We start from the raw sequence: 20,424 nt of genomic DNA, 5'->3' as shown, positions 1-20,424 counted from the left end.
ATCTAACCAACTTGTACATATTTATCTTTGTTTTGTAACTTTGCCAAAACACTTAACGCTGCTAAATAACTTGTTTTAGGATTATTTGGCATTGGATCATTTTCGATTTCAAGTTTCAGTTTTCCGAACGCACCAGCTGCTTCAATTGTATGGCTATTTTTTATCACATTCGGGTCAGCAATAATTTTTACTTTCGTGTTGTTAGAGCCTATTCCAGCTAATGATAGTACGATTGCTACGTTTATATTTCTTGGGTATAGCTTAATTGCTTCAGCTGCAAAGCCTTCAAACAAAATCGTTTCTTTAGCAAAAACTTCTCCCGATAATGCTCCAGGTGGTTTTCTAGTTGTAATTGATACAGTCTCTAGACCATTCACAGCTTTTGCTGACTTTAAAATGTCCAATCCACCGATTGCTCCTGATGGTAAGAAAACGTTTACACCACATCTTGTACAAACATCTCGAACTCTTTCTTCAAAAACAGAATCAGCCATTACCCCAATGCTGCTTAACAATAAGTCTTTTCCACCTTCAAGAACTTTAATAGCGTATTCTTCTGCTGCTTCTACTGTTGCAGCTTCAATGACTAAATCTATATTAGAGTGAAGAAGCGCATCTACATCTGTATAAGCTTCTGTTTCAAACTCTTTAGCTAGCTGAACCGCTGATTCTTCACAACGTGTATAAATTGAAACAATCTTTCCGCCAGGTAACATGCCATCTTTATTAATTGCTTGAAGAAGAAATTGTCCAATATTACCACACCCGATTAGACCAAGTCTCACGTGTATTCACCTTCCTCAATTTGCAAATCCATATGAATCTGCAAAGAATTCCAATCCACAATGTCTCGTTTCTCTTGAAACACCACTCTCTTTTAACCCTGGGAAATCCAATGCTAAATCACTAAAGATAGTATGGTTATTATAAAAAACTGCACCTGCTTCTAAGCGATCTGCCATTTCAACCGCTAATTCTTCATTTTCAGTCCAAACAGAAGCCCTTAAACCAAATTCACTGTCATTTGCTAGTTTGATAACTTCGTCAATCGTTGAAAAAGGTAAAATAGGAATGACAGGTCCGAATTGCTCTGTACGAACGATCTCACTTTGCTGGTCAACACCTGTTACGATTGTTGGTAAGATGTAGTATCCTTGATCCCACATTTCAGGATTCAGTTGAATCCCAGCTGTTATTACATTGGCACCTGCTTTTTCAGTACGCTCGATTAATCTGTTGACATAGTCATACTGAGCTTTATTATTTAATGGGCCCATTGTTACATCAGGTTGAATACCATCACCTACAACAATTCGCTCAAATTCTTTCTTTAATTTTTTTACTAATTCAACATATCTAGTTTCATGTACATATACGCGCTTAATAGCTGAACAAACTTGACCTGCTGCTCGTAAAATGCTCATTCTTAATCGTTTAATTGCTTCGTCATCTAAGTTAGCATCCTCTAAAATAATCGCCGGGTCATTCCCACCAAGCTCCATATAAACTTTTTGAAGATTTCCTGAAGACTTTTTCATAATATCTTTACCTGTTTGTGTACTTCCGACAAAAGCAATCGTACGAACTCGTGAATCAGAACAAAGCTTGTCACCAATCATTTTTCCTGAACCTGTTACAATATTAATTACACCAGGTGGAAAATGTTCAGCCACTACTTTTAAACAAGTCATAATTGTTAGTGGACAATTTGTAGCTGGTTTTACGACCACTGTATTCCCTGCTAAAACTGCTGGAATCACTCGCTTAAATGTTAAAATCATTGGCGAATTCCAAGGAGTAATGACTGCCGCGACCCCTCTAGCTCTTCTTCGTACTTGAACTTTCTGATTTCCTGGAAGTAACTCCGGATTCCACCATTTAAGTAGTTCATCTGCTCCACCATTCATCACTTCAACACAGCGTAATAAGTCTTTTTTTGCTTCTACAAGTGTTTTTCCATTTTCACGTACAAATAATGAAACATTTTCTTCAATAATTTTAGATAGTTCCTTCGCCGCTACTTTCATTCTTTCTACGCGATTTTCAACTTCACTTTGTGACCAATCTTCAAATGCTGTCGATGCTGCATCAATTGCTTCGTTTACGATTTCTTCAGTACATAACGCAACTTTACCGATTACTTCCGACTTATTTGCAGGGTTAATGATACTAGCTGTTTCATTTATTTCTTTCCATTCACCATTTATGAGATATCTTCCTGATACAACTGGATATGTCGAAATCATACTGAATCCCCTTTATAATTTTTTTGGCTTAAAACTTTCAGCTGCTCCTGGAGGTCCACCAAATGGTATAGCCATAGGTCCAACTGCTTCCATATCGACAACGATCATTGTTGGTCTTCTTCTTTCAGTTGCTTTCTTTAATTCATTAACAAATTCGTCTCCTGAACCAATACGTGCTGCTTCAAAATGCATTGACTCAGCTAGTTTTACAAAATCTGGACTTAATAAATTCACTGCCACTTGGCGCCCGTATGCTGCTTCTTGAATATTTCGAAGAACTCCATAACCTGAATCATCAAATAACACAATAATAATTGGCAGGTTTTCTTCAGCTGCAGTCACCATTTCACCTACATTAACCATAAATCCGCCATCACCAGCCATCAGTACGACTGTTTGATGAGGGCAACCTACTTGTGCTCCAATAGCAGTAGGAAGACCTTGACCGATACCTCCACCGGATGCATGAATAGATGTTCTAGGTTCGTAAATATCGAATATTCTGCTACCCCATACATTTGCTTGTACTGTCACATCTCGAACTAAAATTGTATCCCTCGGTAAAATCTCTCTCATTCCATCTACAAATTGTTCAAACGGACCAAGTGTTTTACGAAGTTGTCCTCGTACTGCATTTCTTAAGTTACGTACTTCTTCTATATAAGATGGTAAAACCGAAACTGATTTTTCATCGATTTTATTAATTAGAGCCGATAAAATATCCTTGGCATCTCCGACTAACCCGATTTTCGCTTTATAATTACGATTAATTGCATTAAAATCTGCATCAATCGAGATATGTTCTTCAGGGACAGTTACTTTCCAATTTGATGTTTCGTTTCCTCTGAAGCGTACTCCTACGCTGATTAATAAATCTGTATTTCTCAAAAACTCTTTAGTAGACTCATTGGCTGCAAAATGACCTATACATTGCTCATGATCTTCTGGTATCGAGCCTTTTCCTGACTGACTAGTAATAACAGCTGCGCCGATAATTTCTGCCAAATTTGTTAACTCTTTTGACGCATTAGCAGAAATAACACCGCCACCAGCCCAAATAACTGGACGACGTGCTTCTAAAATTTTAGTTATTGCTGATTCCGGTATAACTGTTGTTAACTGCTGTTTATAAACATCCATATGTGCTTTATTAATCGAAACATCCTCAATAATCGCTGATTGAAAATCGATTGGAATTTCTAATGTAACCGGTCCTGTTGGAGCAGTTAATGCTTCTTCAATTGCTTTTCTTACTACTCCTGCTGTTTGTTCAGGTCTTCTAAGTCTTACAGCATTTTTACATGCACCGCTCATCATTGAAAGCTGATCTTTACATTCATGTATATACCCTTTACCAGTTCCAAGATAAGGTGATGCTACTTCTCCCGTCAGATGAAGAAGTGGAACTCCGGCTGCCCAAGCTTCTACTAATGAACCAGCTGCGTTTCCTGCTCCTGTTCCTGTACTAGTAATAACAACACCTAATTTTCCTGTTGCACGAGCATAGCCATCTGCCATATTTACTGCTCCACTTTCGCCACGTGAACAGATTAGTTTGATTCTTCCATCCCTTAAAATCGCGTCATAGATGGGCATGTTGTGAATACTTACAATTCCAAAAGCGACTTCTACGCCTGCTTGAACTAACTCTTTTACGACGGCATCCGCAGTAGTAAATACAATTTCTTCTTGATTTTTCATCTTAGTATCCTACCTTTGTCTAATAATTTATTTAAAGTGCTTTACCGATTGCACCTGCAGTTTCAATTGTAGAACCAGCTACATAACTCGCTTTGTCTGAAGCAAGAAATACTATTACACTAGCAACTTCTTCCGCTTCACCTACACGACCTAGTGGAATATTTCTTTTTATCGCGAGGTCTCTATAATATTCTTCAGGATCCATATGAGGAGCATTTTTCAATCTTCTTCGTTCCCATTGATCAGTCCGGATTAATCCAAGACTTACTGAATTTACTAAAATATTGTCTGATGCCAATTCTTGAGACAACGTTTTGCTTAAATTTAAAAGTCCTGCACGTGTTGCTGCTGTTGCTACCATATGACGCTCAGGTTCTTTTGCTAAAGTTGCATTTATATTAATAATTCTGCCTCCTCCTCTTTTTACTAAATAAGGATGAGCTGCACGAACTGCATAAATAATTGCAAAATACTTTAACTGAATCTGTTCCTGCCACTGTTCATCCGTAATATCGAAAAAATGCCCCATTACACTTTGACCAGCTGCGTTCACTAACGTGTCAATTCCACCAAATTTTTCTGCTGTTTGTTGAATAAACGAGTTAACTTCCTCTTTTGATGTAACATCACAAGTCATCGCAAATAGATCTTCGCTTTTGCCATATGAGTGTAAATGATTTAATGCTTTATCTGCGCGCTCTTTGCTTCTTCCGCAAATCGCTACTTTAGCACCTTCTCCTAAAAATAATTCGGCTGTCTTCAGCCCGACACCAGAAGTGCCGCCCATAATTACTGCAACTTTTCCTTTTAACCCAAGATCCATCCCTTCAACCCCTTATTAAAACTTTCATGTAATTCGTATTACTTAAAACATTTTATATAAACTCTTTAACGTACTTTAACCATTGTATCTACCCAGCCAGTGTCCGGCTCTCCGCCCATAGCTTTACGAGCCTCTGGTTTTGGTGGACCAGCAATTCCCCATTGATCCATTAAATGTGGCACACGTTTCCAAACTCGCGCTCTCCACTCCGCCTCATCTTCAATCGTTTCAAGATAACATGTGTATTCCATGACAAATCCACCGAGATCTTGGAAATAACAAAAGATATTATTACCAGGACCATGTCGACCTGGGCCCCATAGCTCACTTAGTCCAGCTTTCCTAACATTACTAATGCCTCGCATCAGCTCATCTACCGAATCAACCTCGTAAGCAATATGATTAACTGAAGAGTGTGCATCTTGGTTAAATGCAATCGAGTGATGTTTTCGATTACACCTTAAGAACGACATTTGATGTTCGCTCCAATCAGTCACTTTAAATCCAAGCACATCTGTATAGAACTCCACGATCATATCTAAATCTTTTGTATTCATAACTACATGGTTTAATTTAACCGGGTCAACATTTTTATTAGTCCAAATTGATGTTTGAACCTCTACCCAAGCAGAAAGTTCGATTACACGGTTTTCTGGATCAACAAATCGAAGTCCATATCCTCCCCCTGCTTCATCCAAATAACCCGGTTCTTCAATAATATGTACACCTTTTGAATGTAAGATTTCCGCTGCACGATCCACTGCATTTTTATCAACCATTCCAAATGCGATATGGTGTAAACCGCATTTATCTCCTTCACGAAGGCTTAGTATATGATGCTCTGGTCCTGCCCCTCGAAAATATGCGATATTGTCATCTGAAACACTTACACGATCTAAACCCCAAACCTTTTCGTAAAAATTCACTTGTTCGTCAAAGTTTGGTGTGATCAAACTTATATGTCTTAAATGAGTAATTCCTAGCATCAACAATCCCTCCCATTCATCTATATAAAGCGCTTTCTTTTATTAACTCTATTGAAAAAGGCAGCTGCAATTTATTCAAAATGCAGCTGACCCTTTTCAATTTTTTTAATTAACCTTTGATGATTGCTTCTCTTTCTTTAGCGCGTTGTTTACGAAGGTCCTCAAGTGCACTTCCTTGTGGATATGTTGGTAAGTTTGGTTTCACTGCACCAAGCATAACTAACATACGTGCTTCAGTATCTCCATCGTTTCGAATGCCTCGATGAACGCCAGGAGGTGTACTAATACAATCTCTAGCATTTAATTTAATTTCATGTACTTCATCTTTACCAACTTCTTGAATTAAAGCAGTAACTTCTCCCTCAAGAATGAAAAACACTTCTTCTACATCATCGTGAAGATGCAAAGGCCCAATACAGCCAGGAGGTAGAACCATTGTACTTAATGTAAAATGTTCTGCTGCAACTACATTTGAGTCATTATTCGCTGTCGCGCCACGTCCAATATAACGCATTTGAGCACGTTTATATCTAGGATCGATTTCCTCTTGAAACTTTAATACATTCCAATCTAGCGTACGGTCTTCTAAGCGAGCCACGTATTTTTTTTCAAATTCTTTAACTGAAAAAGTTTCATTTGTCATTTTAAAATTCCTCCCTGTATTGTTGGTCTTTTATTAAACAAAATGTTTTGTATGTAACTTTTAGTTTGTTTCATATACAAAACAGTGTTTTATCTATAAAATAATTCTAGGATGGATTTTCTTTTGTGTCAACATAGTTTTTAGAAAATTTTGATATGTTATAAAAATCGAATTAGTAAAAACACTGTATTTTCAATGTTTTTAACTAGTTTTTTAAGCAAAAAAAATATGGACTCCAGTGTAGGAACCCATATTTTTAACTTAATCTATTTTACCTAATTTGAAACTCTGCCATTGTAACCCATATAGTTTGATAGTAAAACAGAGACATCTAGTAGTTTAGGCAGTGCTACTTTATTCATAAAATCTTCTTGATAAGATAATTCAGTGGCTACGATATTCAAGGCCGCTAAAACCTTTCCTGTTCTACCGTAAATTGGCGCTGCGATGGAATGGATACCTTGATGAAACTCTCCGCTAGTCATAGAGTAGCCATTTTGACGTATATTTTCTAATTGATCCATAAACTCCCCAGGAGTCGTCAAAGTCTTATCTGTATATGGTGTTAAATTTGTAACTTGGAACAGCTGCATGAGACTTTCTTTCGGTTCGTACGCAAGAAGTAGTTTTCCATTTGCAGTTGCATGAGCTGGTAATCTTAAACCAATGTTCACATTGACTGCTGAAACCCCTCTAACTGGAGCACTCCCTACATAAACTACTTCATGTCCGTCTAAAATAGACAAATGACAAGAAGCACCTATTTCATCACGTAATGATTCCATATAAGGTTGTGCAATTTCAGGTATTTTCAGGCTATTTATATAACTAAATCCTAATTCAAGAACCTTTGGAGTTAATGAATATTGTTTCGTATTTTCATCCTGTGTTAAGTATCCGATTGACTGCAGTGTGTAAAGTAATCGATAAGGTACCGTTCTGCTTACCCCTAATTTTTTTGCAATCTCAGAAAGTGATAAACTAGGATGTTCCTCATTAAAAAGCTTAATAATTTCTAAACCTCTTACTAATGAATTTGCGCTATATTTTTCTTTTTCTACATTATCCATCGAGCAAACCTCTCCTAATACATAGATTCAATTATTTTTGACCTATCGGTTGTTTCTTTAAAAAGTTTAACACGGATTGATTAAATAGTTTAGGGTCTTCTTGATAGCATAAATGCCCTGTATTTGGAACGATAACAAATTCTGAATTTGGAATCAACTCGTGGAATATTTGTGATTCACTTACTGGAGTTACTTGATCTAACTCCCCACACATAACAAGTGTTGGAACAGTTATTGAAGACAGAATCTCCATTTGGTTTAAGTTTGATAATGAGTAGGAAACAGAACGGTAACCAGATGGACGTACTTGTGACATTATGCGCTCAGCCTCTTTTATAACCTCAGCTGATGCATTCGGAGCTAGTAATGCTTTTACTCTTTTTCTAGCAAGTTCACTTGGATGTAGATTTTCAATGGAGTTTAATCTATTTTGAAGTTTTTTCTCGTTTTCTTCTCTACTTATTCCAGCTGCTCCACGTGTTGCATCTGAAATAATTAACGAATCGACCATATGTGGAAAACGGCTCGTAAAATCAATTGCAATTGCAGAGCCCATTGAATGACCTAGTAAATAGATAGAATCTAGCTCTAGACTATCCAAAAACTCTTTAAGTACATTAGCAAACTCGGAAAATTGACGAAACTCTTCTTTTAGATCAGAACTCCCACCATAACCAGGGGCATCCCAAACGATTACTCTATAATGCTCTTTCAATTCACTTAATTGATGCTTCCATGACTGAGAATTGTTTCCCAAACCATGTAAAATTACAAGGGCTTGTCCTTCACCAGATTCCCTGTAATGAATCGATAACTCTTTTAAATGACTAATTGGCATTCACATTACCTCCACTTTTACTTTACTCAAATCTACTAAATCAAATATCACATAATGATTTAAAAACATTGTGTTTTATATAAAAAACATGTTTTTTCACTTGAATTATAGATTTGTCAGAATTTAATGTCAATAAGTCTATTTTTTCAGTGCATAGGTAAACTATATTTTAGTAGCATTTAAAATAAAAACTGGAAAATATTTCATTAAATTCTCAATTGACAAACTTTTCTAATTATTTTATCTTTAAAAGAGTTTCATTATTAAAAAATGAAACACTGTTTTATATTTAAAACGTTTACATTTTTTTGAAGGGAGTGAATCATACAAGTTAAGACAAAATAAAAACGTGGAGTTTCAACACAAATTATTGAACTTCATATCTATTAGCTAAACGTAGTTTCTGCTTTTTCCTTCCAAATTTTAAACGCAATGACTTGATTTTAAAAGGAGAGAGAATTTTAATGCTACATAGACAAAAAAGATGGATTTTAATTGCTTTACCAATCTTTTTCTTTTGGTTCTTCGGACAAATTGATAAAGTTGGCATTTCTGTCATACAAACGGATCCAGAGTTTTTGAAAGCACTCGGAATGACTGGTGTTGACAAAAATGCAAAAATTGGTCTTCTTTCATTTGTTTTTACGATTGCATATGGAGTGTCGAATCTATTTTGGGGATTCATTATTGATAAATTTGGTGCAAGAAAAACGGCCATAGCTGGATTATTTGTTTGGTCTCTTACTATGTTCTCGTCCGGACTATCCACTACATATGAAGCATTTATTATAAGCCGAATTATTCTTGGATTTGGGGAAGGGATGATGATTCCTGTTTCAGGAAAATTTATTTCTGCTTGGTTCAACAAACGAGAGCTAGGGCGAGCTCAGGCATCTTGGCTTACAGGTAACTATTTAGGACCAGCAATAGGAGCAGTCATATTAGTACTTGTTATTTCATCACTACATTGGCAATCAGCTTTCTTTCTACTCGCTGGCTTTAACTTTTTAATTAATATTCCAATGTTTATTTTTCTTACAAGAAATACACCTGCCGAACATCCGTGGGTTAGCAATGAGGAGTTGGCTCTAATTCAACGCCCAGTTGAATCAGTAGAACAAATAAGTAGTTCAAATGGGAATAAAAATTTTATTCAAGATTATCGTTTCTGGATTGTATGGTTTGGTATGTTAGTCTGTTCTTTCCTTTTCTTCGGAATAAGCATTTGGCTACCAACGTATTTGATCGAGGCAAAAGGTTTTGAGCGTGAAGGTATGACAAGTATCACTTCTTTATCGTGGTTATTTGCACTTGGATTTGTTCTAGCATGTGGCTTTCTTGCCGATAAAACAAGACGCCCAAGCTTAATGGCAACAATATTATTTTCACTGACTGCCATATTTTTAACAACGGCAGTTCTTGTTCCAAATCCAATATTAGCAGGAGTTTGCATGGGACTTGCAATGGGATGTCAAGGTGGTGTCTTCCATCTTAGTAACATGTTCTTAGTAAAATATTCAACGCAAGAGACTGCAGGTCGTGCAGCAGGTTTAATCGGATTTACCAATCTAATGGGTGGCTTTTCTAGCTATATTATGGGTTGGTTACGTGATTCATCGGGGGGCAACTTCACTTCCTCAATTATTATGTTAATCATTACGGCTCTCCTAGGATTGATCGCTTATTTATTCTCTATTAAAGAAGAAGCAACTGAACTACGCGCTGTTCAACAACCTCCACAAAAGTTAAATGCTTAATCTTTTTTTGAAAACGCTTTTATAAATTAAGAAAGAGAGAGCTTATAACTAGCTCTCTCTTTGTGCTTGTCAACAGTCCGAGACAATAAATAGACGACCACTATAGTAAAGTGCATTTTCTATAGTGCTCGTCTATTCTATTACTTATCTAAATCAATCTTAGTTCCAGGGCGGACAGTCCAGGAAGGATTTTTCCCTACTTTATCCCCTTCCTTTACTCCTTTAAGAATGGCAACATATTTCCCTTGTTTTTGTCCAGTTTTTACTTTTTGTTTATAAATAGTTCCTTTTTTAAGTACATACACATATTTTGATTTTCCTGATCCTTTAATACTCGTTTCAGGTACGGCTAATAAATCTTTTGACTGCACTATAATATCAAGCTTTGTTTCGTAGCCTGGATATAATTTCTCTTGTGAATCTAGCGTTGCTCTAAAAGAGTAATATGGTATAGCTTCTTTTTTTGTATTCTTATCTTGCTTCGTGGACGTATCATTCATAGGATAATTACTTACCTCTGAAATACTTCCTTTCCAGCTCTTATTGGCAATAACTTTTGAACTGACTTTAATTGATTGGCCTGGCTCAACTTTTGCTTTCTCTTCTTCGGTTAGCATTCCTTCAATTTGAAATGGTTCATTTGAAGCAATTTGCATAATTGAGATTTGCTGCTTATCTGTCGCTTTATAGCCTTGACCGATACTTTTGTTCAAGTTAAGTACTACCCCATCATTATTACTGTTAACAGTTAAAGATTCTTGTTGTGCTTTCAGTTTTTCAGCTTCAAGTGTATATTGTTCTACTTTTAGCTGTGCCGCATTAAGCTCTTCTTTTGCAGTATTAAGTTGAGCTTGTAGCGATTGAATTTCTGGTGTATTCGTTGTATTTGTTGCATTTTCATCTGTTGTATTTGTATTTACACCAGTTGTATTAGATGATGACACCGAAATTGCATTTTGAATGTCTTTCTCTAATGAGGAAATTTGTTCGCTTTTCTGCGTAACAGTTGTTTCTGCTAGCTTCTTATTTACTTCTGCTTGTCCTATTTCAGCTGCTATAGTAGTATCTTCATAAGAAAAAAGTTTTTGCCCTTTCGTGACAGTATCTCCTTCTTTAACAAAAATCTCATTTATAGAACCTTTAGCTGGATTTACAAAAATCGTGTCAGTATGACTTTGTACTACACGGCCGGTCACTGTTTCAGTTTTCGTAAAACTTTTTACCGCTGGACTGATAAACTGTAATGTTTTCGATTTACTTTTTTTAATTTCTATTACTGCTACGCTAAGAATCACAGAAACGATTAAAAGAACAATGATCCCTATTAAAATAAATTTCTTCTGACGTGGCGTAATTACTTTTGCTAGTTCTTGTTCTTTTTCCTCGTCAATTCTTTTCGCGGATTCCATAACTATACCCCTTCCTAATCTTGCCAATAACTTAATACGAACTTCTCCTATATCTATTGTCTATTTTTTTAAAAAGTGTTTCAAGGAGATTTTTTAGAAAATCATAAATATTTAATATGTTTTTTTTAATAAGCCTTTTTATTTGTCTTTTTGATTAAATTAAAAGGATGATTCAAGTATTTTTTATTATTTCGGAATATTCAAATTTTAATATCCGAAAAATAATTTATCGATTATGTTTGAATGTTTAACAGAAAGTTCAAATTAGTAGAGTCTACTAAAAAAGCCACAGAATGCCTTGATAAATCTATGTATTTTCGCACAAACTTCCATTAAATTAATTAGAATTAATATTTTATTAGCTCAAAATATAATATTTAAAACATTCATACTATAATTGCGTAGGATTATTGAACTATGTTACAATACAAAAAATATATTTGTAGGAAAGGATTATGCTTCCCATTCCATACATCGATTTAAGTGTTTATCGTATTTGCATTAGAAAACGCTTACGGAAAATTTAGAGGATTAACAGTCTTTCCTCCATCAATTTTGGGAATTAGAATCACTCTCTCCCGATACAAATTGATTAGTTACTACGCACTCTTTTAAGCAGTGTGCTATTTACTAAAAATACAGATAATTCACAAAAAGGGGGAGTCTTTGGATGAATGCTTTTTTCAGGAAAAAGTCGATTGAACAGCTTCAACGAGATGGGGCTAAAAATACTGGACTTAAGCGCGTTCTAGGTTTATGGCAACTGACTGCCATCGGTTTAGGCGGTATCATAGGTGTTGGTATCTTCGTATTAACTGGTGTAGCAGCGGCTGAACATGCTGGTCCGGCAGTTCTCTTATCGTTTATTATTGCTGGTTTAGCTAGCGCAGCAGCAGCATTGTGTTATGCTGAATTTGCTGGATTAATACCGGTAGCCGGAAGTGCCTATACTTACAGCTATGCTGTTTTAGGAGAAGGTACAGCTTGGTTAATCGGATGGGATTTGTTACTTGAGTATGCCCTAGTTGTTGCAGTAGTAGCCATTGGATGGTCTGGCTACATGCAAGAGTTTTTACTACAAATGGGTGTTCATATTCCTGTATGGGCACAAGGCGCACCTGGTACTGGAGCAGGTCACAAAGTTGACTTAATTGCCGTTTTAGTTAGTCTTGGAATTGCGGGCTTACTTACATTAGGAACTGAAATGGGTTCTAAATTTAATTCTGTAATGGTTATCATCAAATTAGGTATTATTCTATTAGTTATTGGCGTAGGAAGTTTTCATATTAATTCAGCTAACTGGCATCCTTTCATGCCTTTTGGTTTTCATGGCGTAATGAGTGGAGCAGCTCTAGTATTCTTTGCTGTATTCGGTTATGACACATTAACTACAGCAGCAGAAGAAGCAAAAAGACCTCAACGCGATTTACCACTTGCAGTTATCATATCATTAGCTGTCGCTTTATGTTTGTATGTTGCAATGTCACTTATTATTACAGGTATGGCTCCTTATGAAACACTTAATAATGCAGCACCTGTAGCAAAAGCATTTAGTAATATCGGAATGAAGTGGATTACAATAATCATTTCTGCCGCTGCTATTACAGGTATTCTATCAGTATTGTTCTCATTTATGCTTGCTGGATCTCGTATTTGGTTCTCAATGAGTAGAGATGGTCTATTACCAAAATGGTTTACCAAATTACATCCTAAGTATAAAACTCCATATCGTCCTACTTTAATAATTGGTTTAATTACTGCTTTTGTAGCTGGCGTTACTCCAATAAACGAAGTTGCCGAATTAGTTAATATCGGAACGTTAACAGCATTTATATTAATTTGTTCTTCTATTATTGTATTACGTGTAAAACGTCCTGACTTAAAAAGAGGGTTCAAAACACCATTAGTTCCACTTATTCCTATAATCGGGATCGGATTCTCAGCTTATCTAATTGCTAGTCTTCCAGGCATTACATTTATTCGTTTTATTGTATGGATGGCTATAGGACTTGTTATTTATATGTTGTATGGTAAGAAAAGAAGTGCATTAGAGACGTCAAACAACAATAATAAATCTAAAATAAGCTAAAGTAGCAAAAGAACGGCACTTAATAAGCCACTAAAAACGAAGAATGCCACAAGGGAATTAATTTTCTTGTGGCATTCTTCATTTTGCATTCCTATAAATCCAGTTCTAAACAAAAAAGCATGTATTCGAAATTAAATCGAATACATGCATAAAAACTTTCCTAATTCTAGTAAGCTTTTAAATTAAAAGCTTACCTTTTACTTTCTTGCTCCGTCTTTACCAACTTTATATTTACCGATTGTAGTATTTACTGCCATTACTCCAGATTTGTTGAAGTAATAATATTTACCATTTATTTTTTTCCAACCATTAGTAAACATTACTCCGTTACTTTCGAAGTAGTAGTGTTTTGAACCTAATACTAACCAACCAGTTTTCATTACTCCGTATTTATCAAAGTAATAATGTTTATTACCTAATACTAACCAACTAGTTTTCATTACTCCATATTTATCAAAGTAATAGTGTTTTGTACCTAATACTAACCAGCTAGTTTTCATCACTCCGTATTTATCGAAGTAATACTTCTTACCATTTAATTCTAACCAGCTAGTTTTCATTACTCCGTATTTATCAAAGTAATAGTGTTTAGTACCTAATACTAACCAGCTAGTTTTCATTACTCCATATTTATCGAAGTAATAACGTTTTCCATTTATTACTACCCAACTAGTTTTCATTACTCCGTCTTTATCGAAGTAATATTTTTTACCACCGATTGTAGTTAAACCAACTGCTTTAACACCTTTGCTATTGTAGTAGTATTTTTTGCCATTTTCAACTACCCAACCAGTTTTAATCGGAGCATCTGCACGATTAATTACTACTTCCTTCACTGTTTCATTACCAGCAAGGTCAGTCGCTCTTAACGTAATTTTATTTTGTCCTTCTTTTAATGGTACAGTTACTTCATGATCTTTGTTTAGTGGTTTTACAACATCCACTGGACTAATTAATGGAACTTCAAACTCATGGTTTTCACCAACGAAGAAGTTTAAGTAGCTGTAGTTATCTTTTAAGTTTACTTTAAATGTAACTTCATCTACGTTTTTATTCACTCGAGTAGGAGCGTTTAGTACATTAATTTCTGCTGCGTGAGTATCAACATAAATATGGCGTGCAACTGAGAAATTTTTGTTAGCAAAATCTGTTGCTTCTACTTGAACAGTGAACGGTCCATCTTGGTCAAATGTTACAGTTGTTGAATAGTTGTAGTGTCCAGTCTTAGTATCAAAAGTAGTTGGAACTTCTTTTCCGTTAACTTTAACTGTTTTAATACCAATATCATCTGTTACGAAACCTTTAACTGGAACTGTATTATCACTGTAAGCTCCCCAAGGCTCTGGTGAGTTTGGAATATATTCACCACTATCATCTTTTGATCCGTCAGTGATATATACTAATGGAAGATCTACGTCACCAATTGTAGCAATATCTTCTACCCCGTTACCTGCATAGTCCATAGCAACTACTTCTACTAAAGCTTTAGCAGGAGCTTTTGATAAATCAAAAGAAGATTTTGTATTATCAGTTGTGCCTTCTAGTGTTCCATTTACGAAAATACCATATACTTTGACTCCAGTTCCTTCATCTGACCCTTCCCAAGATACAATTTTCTTATCAGGATCATAAGTTGCTTTAATAGTTGGAGCATGAGTATCAATATAAACAGGAATCTTCTTAGACTGCCACTTTGCATTATCGTAGCCAATTACAGATTTAATCTCGTAATTGTAAAAACCATCCGGCATAACTGCACCATTTACTTTACCATCCCAAATAGTTGACTCACTATCCTTAAACGGTGTGCCTTTACCATTGTCATAGGCATTTTTTGTAACGTCAGATTGAGCACTTAAACGGCGAAGGAATTTACCGTCTTTGTCAAGGATATTATATTGTACTTCTGATGCATTTCTTAAGAATGATGGAAGAGCATTAATATCATCACCACTGTTATCGCCGTTTGGTGAAAACGCGAAATAATTCTTTCCATCCTTTCCAGGAGCAGCTTCCAAGAATGTACTATCATAATCAGTTGTCATATCATGTGCATCATCGATATTATAATTCTTTTTAAAATACGGTTGTAAATCAAAATAACGAGTTTCACCAAGATCTTTGAATCCATCAACGATTGGCAAACTGTCCCACTTACCGTAGAAGCCTACGTATGGAGCTGTTAAATTTGGATTGCCATTTGTACCGATAAGATTTACAGATCCTTCAACAAAAATGTTGTCATGAAGATCTACTAAAATTTTCTTATCATCTTTATCGAATCCAGGAATTTTTGCATTCGTTAAATCAATTTTTACAGTGAAATCAACCGATTGACCCGCTGGAACTTTAATCGTTTCAGGAGCATCTATTTTTGCACCATCTAATGCACCTGTTTGAAGCGCATTACGATCAACATCAGCAGTTTTATAGAATTCATCTGTTAACGCATTTGTGTCAACTTTATATTCAGCATCTTTATCAGAAATATTTTTAGCTGTAAAAGTCATTGATACTTGCTTAGATTGGAAATCCTTCAATTCGTACTTAGCTTCACCTGTTGCCTTGCTATAGAAGTAAACTGGTGTTGTAACAGCGTTTTCAATTTGCATCATACCTGCACCTTGACGGCGTGGGGAGAATGGATGACCATCTAAATCATTAATAACTTTTGCAGTATTCATTAATAACACTTTCGCTAAGTGAGTACGTTGACTTAAGCTTAACGAACTGAAACGATTATCATTTTTCAAGTACTCTTGTACTAATGCTGAACCACCAGCTACGTGTGGAGCTGCCATTGAAGTACCGCTCATTACTTCGTATTGGTTGTTATTAACAGTTGAGTAAATATTTCCACCCGGAGCTGTAATTTCTGGCTTTAACTCAAGGCTAGGTGTAACTCCCCATGAAGTGAAGCCAGTCATACGGCCCATTTCAGGACTTTCATTTTTAGCTGTTTGGTTAACATGAATTGTTCCTGAACCATTAATCGAATTAAATAATGCTTCACCATCTGCTTTTGAGTTAACAAGCATCATCGGAACATCCCATCCGCCTTGGTCAGCATATTGAGTACCGTTGTTTGCATTCCATACGATAATACCTGCTGCGCCGGCTTGAGCGGCATATTTCGTTTTATCAGCAAAAGTATATGTACCACGTGCTACTAATACGATTTTCCCTTTAACATCTACACCTTTATAGTCATCTGGTCCACCTAATTTGTAGTTCCCATCTTTTTTGCCAAGATTTACAACTGGAATATTTCCACCAAATTTATCTGATAGATCTTTCCAAGCATCGATTCCCTTACCAACAACGCTAAGACCATTATTACCATCAACAGTAATCGCATGTTCATACAGATAAGCTTCATTTCCAGAAGCTGCTACTGAGATTGTATCTTTATTCAGACCAGGCGCACCTGTTACACCGATATCAGGGTTTTGTGATAGAGGATCTCCCCATCCATAACCAATATGGTTAGAGTTACCAGAAGAAACAGCACACACAATACCATTATCAACTGCACGAGTAATTGCAAGATCTTCTGCACTATTTGGCTCATAAGAAGATGCTACAGATCCAAGGCTCATATTTAATACATCTGCACCTAGTTTAATAGAATCGTCAATAGCTGCAAGATAAATATCAGACCATGTAGATGGATAGCTTGGGTCATTACTGAATACCTTCATCGCAAGAACTTGCGCTTCTGGTGCAACCCCTTTAATACCACCGTTTGCTTCGTCACCGTTAGCGGCTGTAATACCTGCTACGTGCATACCATGCATTGAAGCACCAGGTCCAAGGTCCGTAACGATACTGTTTTGGTCATAATAGTTATAACCATAAGGAACCTTGTCAGTGTAGAATTTACCTGGTAAAGCTTTATCTTTTACAATTTGTGCTACTGAATCTTTTGTTAAGTCTTCTTTTGAAGGATCAGTTAATTTGAAATCGCGGTGTGTAGGATCAATCCCTGTGTCAATAATGGAGATAACCATACCTTTACCGTCAAAACCAGTATCTTTCCAAGTTTCTTTAGACTGGATAAATTGATGACTCTTCGTCATATCTGGTGTAGATGGTTCAGCTGTAGGACGATTGTATTCATTCGCTAAAAAGACATTTTTTACACCTGAAGTAGCTTCAATTTTTGCTACATCACCATATGCAACTACACCACTGAAACCGTTAAATGCAGTTGAAAATTGTTTTTTATAATTAATGTTGATTCCTTTTGATTGTAGCTTTGATTTTACCGAACTTTGTTGGCTATTTACTTTTGCATAAAGACTAGACTTTTGACTTTCAGATAAGTCCTTAAACAATTTCCCTTGTTTTGTTGCGTATTCAACTGGTGACTGTCCATCCATTTCAACGATAACGCGAACTTTATCTGACGCTTTTAAATTTGCTTTTGCATCAGATACTTTGTTTTTATTTTGTAGTTCTTTTGTTTCCTGTGATTGTTTAATTTGTTCCAACTTGGATGCTAAATCACCTGGTCGGTATGATTCAGCTGAAGTTGGTGAAACAAAAGCTAAATTAGAAAGAGCAAGAGCAGATGCTAATGCATATGTAGTTATTTTACGATTTTTTTTGTTATTCATTTCTCAGTTCCTTTCAAGAAAATTTAAGTGAAAAAAATAGATTAGTATAAAACTTCCCCTGTGTCATTCGAGGTATATCGACAGATTTATTGACGTATTTCTCAAATAAGAACATGCCAACCTCTAGGTTTATTCCAGATCCCCCCTAATATCTCCTTTCATCTTAATTGATCCTATTAATACCTATACTTTCTTAATAATTTTTTAAAAAGTTTTTTTAAGGAATAATAGATAAATTAATTATTCTTTTAATTGAGTCAAAATCCCTTTATAAAATTCCCAATATTTTTAAAATTTTTAAAGTTTTATTGTACATTTCATAAAAATATGTAAAATTTTGTATAATATTAGCGTTTTAAGTATGTATTTTATAGACTTAAAGTTCTAGATTTATTTATGTACCTAGATAAATACTCATAAATTTTTAAAAAATATGAAAAAATACTGTAAGACTTCTATAGTAAATTTAGGTGTTTGAAATCCCAAATTAAATAAGTATTAAGAAGGGCTTTAAATAAGTCAAAAAATAAAAAAGACAGCGCCCACACCTGGTTCGCTGCCTTAAACATCATTCATTTTATTTAAAAAACCTCGGTAAATATTCTTTATGTGCCTCTAGCATTTCGTCAACGATGGCTACAGCTACTTTATCATTTGCTACAAGTGGATTAATCGTCAATGCAAGAATTGCTTTCTCGCGACTTCCTTCTACAGCAGCCTCAATTGCTGTCTGTTCGAAAGATTTAATCGTTTGAATTAATCCTCGAACTGGAACTGGTAATTCCCCGATTGTCAGTGGAATTGGACCATCTTTTGTAATAACACAGCTAACTTCTACAGCACCATCATATGGTAAGCCTGAAATAGCGCCCTTGTTCATCGTATTTATTGGTTGGATATCTTTTGTATCATTATAAATAGATGAAATTAAACGACAAGCCGCATCAGAATAGTAAGCTCCACCACGTTTTTCTAACTCAGGCGGTTTTACATCTAGCGCTTCATCTTTATATTTTTCAAATAGAGATGCTTCAATTCTTTGTACGACTTCTGCACGCGTTTCATTCGACTCAAAATCTTTTAATGCTCTTTCAAGCATTTCAGATGTTTTATAATAATAGTGGTGATATGAACAAGGAATGACATCGACTGCTTTTAGGAATTCTGGTGCCCATTCCTCTGCATCTATGTTCTTTACAAAACTAGCATTAGCAGGATCCATAATCATTTCAAGTACTTGCTCTTTTACACTAACTCCGTCTAAATAAACCTCTGTTCCAAATACCATGTGATTTAGTCCTGCAAAATCAATGCGCACACGTGAGTGATCTACGTTTAATAGTTTTGCAATACCCATTTCCATTCCAATTGGTATATTGCAAAGGCCTATAAATCTCTTAACATTTGAATATCTTAATGCTGCTTCTGTTACCATACCTGCAGGGTTTGTAAAGTTAAGAATCCAAGCATTTGGACATAGTTCTTCAACTTCTTTACAAATATCTAAAATAACAGGAATTGTACGTAAAGCTTTAAACAATCCACCTGCACCATTTGTTTCTTGACCAATTAAGCCATGTTTAAGTGGAATTCTTTCATCCAGTGCACGTGCAGCTAGTTGTCCAACACGAAGCTGCGTTGTAACAAAATCGGCATCTTTCAAAGCTTCTCGACGATCATACGAAAGATGAATTTCCAATGGTACTCCAGCTTTTTTGACCATACGCTTTGCAAGTGCACCAACTGTTTCTAATTTTTCACGACCCGCTTCGACATCAACAAGCCACAGCTCTGTTACTGGGATTTGTTCATAACGCTTAATAATTCCCTCAACCAATTCTGGCGTATAACTTGAGCCCCCACCTATTGTCACGATTTTAAATTTCTTTGACATTATTTTAGGCCCCTTTCATACATGTCAACGAACTCTTTTGCCAAGTCTTTTACAGTCATTGCATTCATTAAGTGATCTTGAGCATGAATCATTAAAAGTGAAATCTCCGTTTGAGTGCCACCTATCTCTGATTGAATAAGCGTTGTTTGAATATGATGTGCTTCATTTAAAGCATCACCTGCTTCTTTCAATTTCTTGCGCGCTAAATCGAAGTCTTGTTTTTTTGCTGCTTGAATCGCTTCCATAGCTGCACTACGACCATTTCCACCATGAAGAATCAGTGTGAAAATTTCAGTTTCATTTTTCACCATAAAACTGACCTCCTCTCTTTATTAATATAAATTCTTTA

14 protein-coding genes are annotated in these 20,424 nt (G+C 35.7%); 2 read left to right on the top strand and 12 right to left on the bottom strand.

Going from position 1 to position 20,424, the window contains the following annotated elements; genetic code table 11:
- Nucleotides 1–2: 2 nt before the first annotated feature.
- From nadX to B6K90_RS12775, 8 genes are all read right to left on the bottom strand, one after another.
- On the bottom strand, nt 3–785 hold the full coding sequence (gene nadX, locus B6K90_RS12810) for an aspartate dehydrogenase (protein WP_088013165.1): 783 nt from the start codon (nt 783–785) through the stop codon (nt 3–5).
- Nucleotides 786–800: 15 nt separating this feature from the next.
- Nucleotides 801–2,246: an aldehyde dehydrogenase family protein gene (locus tag B6K90_RS12805; protein WP_088013164.1), complete on the bottom strand. Its 1,446-nt coding sequence runs from the start codon at nt 2,244–2,246 to the stop codon at nt 801–803.
- Nucleotides 2,247–2,258: 12 nt separating this feature from the next.
- Nucleotides 2,259–3,947 carry a thiamine pyrophosphate-binding protein gene (locus B6K90_RS12800; RefSeq protein ID WP_088013163.1) on the bottom strand — a complete coding sequence of 563 codons (1,689 nt, stop codon included), beginning with the start codon at nt 3,945–3,947 and terminating at the stop codon, nt 2,259–2,261.
- Nucleotides 3,948–3,978: 31 nt separating this feature from the next.
- On the bottom strand, nt 3,979–4,770 hold the full coding sequence (locus B6K90_RS12795; protein WP_088013162.1) for an SDR family oxidoreductase: 792 nt from the start codon (nt 4,768–4,770) through the stop codon (nt 3,979–3,981).
- A gap of 65 nt (nt 4,771–4,835) precedes the next feature.
- A complete protein-coding gene (locus B6K90_RS12790) occupies nt 4,836–5,756 on the bottom strand; it encodes a VOC family protein (protein ID WP_088013161.1) in 921 nt (306 codons plus the stop codon).
- A gap of 109 nt (nt 5,757–5,865) precedes the next feature.
- Complete coding sequence (locus B6K90_RS12785; protein ID WP_088013160.1) at nt 5,866–6,399, bottom strand: cupin domain-containing protein; 534 nt, start codon at nt 6,397–6,399, stop codon at nt 5,866–5,868.
- 275 nt (nt 6,400–6,674) lie between these two features.
- Entirely contained in the window at nt 6,675–7,469 is a 795-nt protein-coding gene (locus B6K90_RS12780; protein WP_088013159.1) for an IclR family transcriptional regulator, read from the bottom strand.
- 31 nt (nt 7,470–7,500) lie between these two features.
- A complete protein-coding gene (locus B6K90_RS12775) occupies nt 7,501–8,307 on the bottom strand; it encodes an alpha/beta fold hydrolase (RefSeq protein ID WP_088013158.1) in 807 nt (268 codons plus the stop codon).
- Nucleotides 8,308–8,771: 464 nt separating this feature from the next.
- Here B6K90_RS12775 and B6K90_RS12770 point away from each other — a divergent pair, with 464 nt between their 5' ends.
- Nucleotides 8,772–10,064 carry an MFS transporter gene (locus B6K90_RS12770; RefSeq protein WP_088013157.1) on the top strand — a complete coding sequence of 431 codons (1,293 nt, stop codon included), beginning with the start codon at nt 8,772–8,774 and terminating at the stop codon, nt 10,062–10,064.
- Between the two features lie 140 nt (nt 10,065–10,204).
- Here B6K90_RS12770 and B6K90_RS12765 read toward each other — a convergent pair whose 3' ends face one another.
- Nucleotides 10,205–11,473: an efflux RND transporter periplasmic adaptor subunit gene (locus tag B6K90_RS12765; RefSeq protein ID WP_088013156.1), complete on the bottom strand. Its 1,269-nt coding sequence runs from the start codon at nt 11,471–11,473 to the stop codon at nt 10,205–10,207.
- Between the two features lie 670 nt (nt 11,474–12,143).
- Between B6K90_RS12765 and B6K90_RS12760 the strand changes: the two genes are divergently transcribed.
- Entirely contained in the window at nt 12,144–13,562 is a 1,419-nt protein-coding gene (locus tag B6K90_RS12760) for an amino acid permease (protein WP_088013155.1), read from the top strand.
- Nucleotides 13,563–13,759: 197 nt separating this feature from the next.
- Here the strand turns inward: B6K90_RS12760 and B6K90_RS12755 are convergent, their stop codons facing one another.
- From B6K90_RS12755 to B6K90_RS12745, 3 genes are all read right to left on the bottom strand, one after another.
- Complete coding sequence (locus tag B6K90_RS12755) at nt 13,760–18,181, bottom strand: S8 family serine peptidase (RefSeq protein WP_088013154.1); 4,422 nt, start codon at nt 18,179–18,181, stop codon at nt 13,760–13,762.
- Nucleotides 18,182–18,758: 577 nt separating this feature from the next.
- Complete coding sequence (locus tag B6K90_RS12750) at nt 18,759–20,075, bottom strand: 6-phospho-beta-glucosidase (RefSeq protein WP_088013153.1); 1,317 nt, start codon at nt 20,073–20,075, stop codon at nt 18,759–18,761.
- Nucleotides 20,075–20,386, bottom strand: coding sequence for a PTS lactose/cellobiose transporter subunit IIA (locus B6K90_RS12745; protein ID WP_088013152.1), 312 nt, complete (start codon nt 20,384–20,386; stop codon nt 20,075–20,077). The genes B6K90_RS12750 and B6K90_RS12745 overlap by 1 nt, the downstream gene beginning before the upstream one ends.
- Nucleotides 20,387–20,424 lie beyond the last annotated feature (38 nt).

It is taken from the genome of Gottfriedia acidiceleris (genome assembly GCF_002128425.1).
In the GTDB taxonomy this organism is placed as follows: domain Bacteria; phylum Bacillota; class Bacilli; order Bacillales; family Bacillaceae_G; genus Gottfriedia; species Gottfriedia acidiceleris.
The sequence above is the reverse complement of the archived record's forward strand: the minus strand, read 5'-3'. Positions and strand labels throughout refer to the sequence as shown.

Bases quoted from the DNA above. Each gene is read 5' to 3' on its own strand.
- B6K90_RS12775 (WP_088013158.1), bottom strand. From the start codon at position 8,307: ATGCCAATTAGTCATTTAAAAGAGTTATCGATTCATTACAGGGAATCT.
- B6K90_RS12790 (WP_088013161.1), bottom strand. From the start codon at position 5,756: ATGCTAGGAATTACTCATTTAAGACATATAAGTTTGATCACACCAAAC.
- B6K90_RS12750 (WP_088013153.1), bottom strand. From the start codon at position 20,075: ATGTCAAAGAAATTTAAAATCGTGACAATAGGTGGGGGCTCAAGTTAT.
- B6K90_RS12780 (WP_088013159.1), bottom strand. From the start codon at position 7,469: ATGGATAATGTAGAAAAAGAAAAATATAGCGCAAATTCATTAGTAAGA.
- B6K90_RS12785 (WP_088013160.1), bottom strand. From the start codon at position 6,399: ATGACAAATGAAACTTTTTCAGTTAAAGAATTTGAAAAAAAATACGTG.
- B6K90_RS12800 (WP_088013163.1), bottom strand. From the start codon at position 3,947: ATGAAAAATCAAGAAGAAATTGTATTTACTACTGCGGATGCCGTCGTA.
- B6K90_RS12795 (WP_088013162.1), bottom strand. From the start codon at position 4,770: ATGGATCTTGGGTTAAAAGGAAAAGTTGCAGTAATTATGGGCGGCACT.
- B6K90_RS12745 (WP_088013152.1), bottom strand. From the start codon at position 20,386: ATGGTGAAAAATGAAACTGAAATTTTCACACTGATTCTTCATGGTGGA.
- B6K90_RS12760 (WP_088013155.1), top strand. From the start codon at position 12,144: ATGAATGCTTTTTTCAGGAAAAAGTCGATTGAACAGCTTCAACGAGAT.
- B6K90_RS12765 (WP_088013156.1), bottom strand. From the start codon at position 11,473: ATGGAATCCGCGAAAAGAATTGACGAGGAAAAAGAACAAGAACTAGCA.
- B6K90_RS12770 (WP_088013157.1), top strand. From the start codon at position 8,772: ATGCTACATAGACAAAAAAGATGGATTTTAATTGCTTTACCAATCTTT.
- B6K90_RS12805 (WP_088013164.1), bottom strand. From the start codon at position 2,246: ATGATTTCGACATATCCAGTTGTATCAGGAAGATATCTCATAAATGGT.
- B6K90_RS12755 (WP_088013154.1), bottom strand. From the start codon at position 18,181: ATGAATAACAAAAAAAATCGTAAAATAACTACATATGCATTAGCATCT.